The following is a 4910-nucleotide window of genomic DNA, read 5'->3' as shown; positions in this document are numbered from 1 at the left end:
GTTGGGCACTGTCACCGGCATCTCCACCATCGCCGCCTGGCAACGGCCGGACGCCTACTACGCCCGCTCCCCCTGGGCCGGTCGTCGGAGTCTGGACGGCCGGCCGGTGCTGGACGGCGCGCTCGCCAACCCGCTCGCGCACGCGGTGATGCAGTGCCTGGCCATCGCCGAGGCGCTCGCCGGGGCGACGCCCTGGCCGGTCGCGATCGAGGTGGAACGCTACCGGGTCCGGCCGATCGAGGTGGAGGACACCGCCGTGCTGCGGGTCCGGTTCCGGGCCGGGCCACCGGTGCTGGTGGCGGTGACCCTGGCCGCGGAGGAGTTCGTGGCGGGCGAGGTGGTGGTGACCGGGACGACCGGGCAGGCGGTGCTGGAGTACCCGACCGACCGGTTGCGCCTGCCCGGGGACGTGGTGACCCGTCGGGTGCCGGGGCGGTTGGGGCTGCTGGAGAACCTGCTCGCCCATCGGGTCGATCCGGTGGGCGTGCCGCTGATCGCGCCGTTGGCCCGTACCGCGCCGTTCACCGCGCTGCTGGACGCGCTGCGGCCGGCGCCGGAGCCCCGGCTGCTCGACGGCGATCTCGTGACCACCCTCGGCGAGGGCGGGCAGCGGGTGCGTCACCTGCGGGGCGTCGTCGACGTGTTGCGCCAGTCGGCTGAGCGGGGGGCGCTGCCGAGCGAGTTGGCGGTGCCGTGGGCGTCCGCCGCGTACCGCGCCGAGCTGGCGGGATAGACCTCCACCACAACGAACGGAGAGAGCCGATGCGCAGAATCCTCGGCGGCGCCACCGTGATCGCCGTCCTCCTCGGTGCCGCCCCGGCCGCCGCCGTGGCGAGCCCGGACGTTCCGTCCGCCGACCGGCTCTCCTGGACGGCCCGGCACCTCGGCCGGCAGGCGCTGCCCGCGCGGGATGGCTGGGCGGCCGACGGACCGGGCACCACCGGCGGCTCGGCGGCCATCCCCGAGCGGAGCCGGGTGGTCCACAATCGGGCCGAACTCGTCGCCGCGTTGGGTGGCGACAACGCCAGCAACGCCGCCGACGCCACCCCGAAGCTGATCTACGTCGACGGCACCATCGACGGCTTCGAAGGGCCGGACGGCACCGCCCTGGACTGCGCCGACCTGGCCGACCCGGGGTACCGGTTGGACGCCTACCTGGCCGCGTACGACCCGGCGGTGTGGGGTCGGGTGGCGCCGAGTGGGCCGCTGGAGGAGGCGCGGGTGCGTTCGGTGGCCAACCAGACCCGGCAGACCCAAATCAACGTCGGCCCGAACACCACCATCGTCGGGCTGCGCGGCGCCCGGCTGACCGGGCTCACCCTCATGATCGACCGGGCGTCGAACGTGATCGTCCGTAACCTCACCCTCGTCGACGCCCGGGACTGCTTCCCGGCCTGGTCACCGACCGACGGCGAGGCCGGCAACTGGAACAGCCAGTACGACCAGATCTCGGTACGCCGCAGCGAGAACGTCTGGGTCGACCACAACACCTTCACCGACGGCGACAACCCGGACAGCGCCCAGCCGGTGTACTTCGGTCGGCCCTACCAGGTGCATGACGGGTCGCTGGACGTCACCCACACCGCCAGCCTGGTCACCGCCTCCTGGAACCGCTTCTCCGGTCGGGACAAGCTGCTGTTGATCGGATCGTCCAACACCGTGGGCCCGGACGTGGGCCGGCTGCGGGTCACCCTGCACCACAACCTCTTCGACGGTGTCCTGCAACGACTGCCCCGGGTCCGTTTCGGGCAGGTCGACGTCTACAACAACCACTACCGGCTCGGTGGGGACGACTTTCAGTACGCGCTCGGCGTGGGTGTCCAGTCGGCGATCTACGCGCAGAACAACTTCTTCACACTGGACGCGCCGGTCGACCCGGCCGACCTGCTCTACGACTGGGGTGGCACCGCGGTGACCGAGCGGGGTTCCTGGGTGCGCCAGGGCGGTGGCGTGGCGCGACCGGTCGACCTGCTGGCGGCGTACAACGCGACCCATGACCCCGACCTGGCCGCGGACGCGGGCTGGACGCCCACCCTGCGCCGCGACCCCGTCCTGCCCGCACCGCTGGTCCCCGTCCTGGTGGGCCCGCTCGCCGGCGCCGACCGGCTGCCCATCTGAGCGGCTCGGCGCGCGGGCGACTCGCGGTCGGGTCGGCGACTTAGGGGCTCATCGATGCGGAGAAGATCGGCTATAAGTGACGCATGGAATTCCCGCCGCACCTGGGCAGCATGCCGATGCACGCGATCACCGAGATCCACGGCGAACCTGGCCTGCTGGAACGTTTCCGGTTGGAGGTCCAGCAGTTCGACGACGCTGCCCGGACGCGGCTGACCGCCGCGCTCGACCTCGCCGCCGACCTGCACCGCGACGATCGACGCGTCCGCGAGCCGTACCTCAACCACCTGCTGCGGGTGGCGATCCGGTTGATGCACCACTACCAGGTGCGGGACGTGGACGTGATCGTCGCCGGCCTGCTGCACGACGCTGTCGAGGATCATCCGGCGGAGCTGGCCGACGGTGACCCGGGGGCCGACCCGACCGGGGCCGCGCTGGCCGCGCTCGCCGCGCGGTTCGGGCCACGGGTGGCCACCCTGGTCGCTGCGGTCACCAATCCGGTGTACGACCCCGAGCGGGACCGCAACGCGCAGTACCGGGAGCACCTGGCGGTCAGCCTGGAGCGCGAGCCCTGGGCCCGGGTGATCAAGGTGTCGGACTTCACCGACAACGGGGTGGGCGTGATCCACACGGTGGGGCCGAAGGTGATCTCGTCGGCCCGGAAGTACCGTCCGCTGGTGCCGCTCTTCCGGGACCTGATCGGCCGACCCGACACCCCGTTGTCGCTGGCGGTGAAGCGGCACATCTTCGGCCAGCTCGACCTGGCCGAGGAGCGGTTCAGCGCCATCCTGGACCAGCCCGCGCCGAACTGACCCGTCCCCTGATCACCCGACCGGGTTCCGTGACAAGTTCTCAGGTCTACCGGGAAGCCTCGGGCATTACGGTTGGTTTGCGCCAGATGAGCGGTATATCCCCTCGTGGTTCATCTTTCGGGCGCGCCACTAATCGAGAGGATTTGGATCATGCGCGACCTTTCCCGTCGGGATCTGCTCAGAGCCACAGCCGTCGGCGCCGGAGCGGTCGCTATCCCGAGCGTGATCGCTGGCAGCTCGGCGAACGCGGCCGATGGTCCCGGGTGGCCCGCGGACACGAAGTACCCACCGGCGCAGCTGACCGGCCGTGTCGTCCGACCGCAGAGCCCCGACTACGCGCAGGCCAGCCTCGGCTGGGACGAGCTGTTCGTGCACTATCCGCTGGTCATCGTCTTCGCCCAGGAGACCCAGGACGTGGTCAACGCGCTCACCTGGGCGCGGCAGCACGACGTCGCGCTGCGGGTACGCAGTGGCCGGCACAACCTGGAAGGCTGGTCGAACGTCGACAACGGCATCGTGATCGACGTCAGTGAGCTGAAGGACGTCCACATCGACACCGCCAGCCGCACGGCGAAGCTCGGCGCGGGGCTCAACCAGTCGGAGGCGGTGACCGCCCTCGGGGAGCACGACCTCGCCGCGACGACCGGCACGGAGGGGACCGTGGGCCTCTCCGGGGCCACCCTCGGCGGCGGCTTCGGCTTCCTCACCCGCTACCTCGGGATGGCCTGCGACAACCTGATCGGCGCGGAGATCGTCGTGGCGGCGGGCGCCGACGGGGCGAAGGTGCTCGAGGTGGACCCGTGGAATTACCCGGACCTGCTCTGGGCGCTGCGCGGCGCGGGCAACGGCAACTTCGGGATCGTCACCTCGCTGACCTACCAGGTCGCTCCGCTGACCAGCGTCGCCTACCTGCAGGTGACCTGGCCCGGTCTCGGAGACCTGCACGAGGTCTTCGACGCCTGGCAACGCCTCGCACCGTTCACCGACCCCCGGCTCGGCAGCCAGGTCGAGGTCCACCCGGATGAGATCCTGCTGTTCGCGGTGCTCGCGGAGGGCTCCGAGGCAGAGGCCAGGAAGCTGCTGGCGCCGATCCTGTCGATCGGCAATCCCACTGTCACCGTGCAGACCGGCGGCTGGGGCGACGTCTACGCCGGCTTCCAGATCCCCAACGAGGACGAGCCGGCGAAGTGGAAGTTCTTCTCCCAGTTCACCCGGGAACCGTTCCCGGAGAAGGCGGTCAGCATCGTCCAGGCGTTCATGGAGAAGGCGCCCTCGCCCGACAGCAACTTCTTCACCCAGGCCTTCGGGCGCGGGGCGCAGCGGCAGGAGCCGTTCGGCGGCGCGGCCTTCCCGCACCGCGACGCGCTCTTCTACTCCGAGCCCGGCGTCGGCTGGGGCACCCGAGGCGAGCCCGACAGCGACGACGCCGTCACCCCGATCGCGCAGACCTGGATCGCCGAGTTCAGCCAGGCGCTGCGCCCCTATGTGGACGGCGCCTACGTCAACGTGCCGAACATCGGCATGGCCGAGTGGGAGAAGGCCTACTGGGGGCGCAACTTCCCCCGGCTGCGCAAGATCAAGGCGAAGTACGACCCGCACAACGTCTTCCAGTACGAGCAGAGCATCCCGCCCGCGACGCACTGACCGGCCTCATCGCGCCCCGCTCGGCTCACCTCACCTCATGCGCGTCCTTTGCTCTGCACCCATGGGCGCACCCACTACGGACGGTGACTGTCGCCTCCGTGGGTGCAGAGCAAAGGACAAAGGAGAGGTGTCCGGGGGCGACGCCCAACTTCCGGCCGAGGTCGGCGCGGAACAGCTCGAACCGGCGTACCGCCTCGTTGATGTTCCGTTCGGCCAGGTGCACGGCGGTCAACGCCACCTGAACCGCTTCGCCGTACCGGCCCTGCGTGGTGAGCCGCTCGGCGAGCGCCCCCAGCGCTTAGCCCAGGTTTGCCCTCCAGCACGGGCGGCGGCGCGGGG

4 protein-coding genes and 1 pseudogene are annotated in these 4910 nt (G+C 71.0%); all 5 read left to right on the top strand.

Features of this window, described 5'->3' with window-relative positions:
* A pseudogene (locus tag KBX53_RS22325) lies at positions 1-733 on the top strand (gfo/Idh/MocA family oxidoreductase); the annotation flags it as partial.
* A 29-nt stretch (positions 734-762) separates the two neighbouring features.
* Positions 763-2118, top strand: a complete 1356-nt coding sequence (locus KBX53_RS22320; RefSeq protein WP_210861445.1) for a polysaccharide lyase family 1 protein — start codon at positions 763-765, stop codon at positions 2116-2118.
* A gap of 83 nt (positions 2119-2201) precedes the next feature.
* The gene (locus KBX53_RS22315; RefSeq protein WP_030327477.1) at positions 2202-2927 is read left to right on the top strand and encodes an HD domain-containing protein; all 726 of its coding nucleotides are present in this window, start codon (positions 2202-2204) and stop codon (positions 2925-2927) included.
* A 150-nt stretch (positions 2928-3077) separates the two neighbouring features.
* Positions 3078-4571: an FAD-binding oxidoreductase gene (locus KBX53_RS22310; protein WP_030327476.1), complete on the top strand. Its 1494-nt coding sequence runs from the start codon at positions 3078-3080 to the stop codon at positions 4569-4571.
* A 127-nt stretch (positions 4572-4698) separates the two neighbouring features.
* Positions 4699-4910: hypothetical protein (locus KBX53_RS22305; RefSeq protein ID WP_210861444.1), on the top strand; the 212-nt coding region annotated here is incomplete at its 3' end.

Origin of the sequence: Micromonospora sp. M51, from assembly GCF_018070305.1 — a bacterium.
Lineage (GTDB): Bacteria > Actinomycetota > Actinomycetes > Mycobacteriales > Micromonosporaceae > Micromonospora > Micromonospora parva.
The sequence above is the reverse complement of the archived record's forward strand: the minus strand, read 5'-3'. Positions and strand labels throughout refer to the sequence as shown.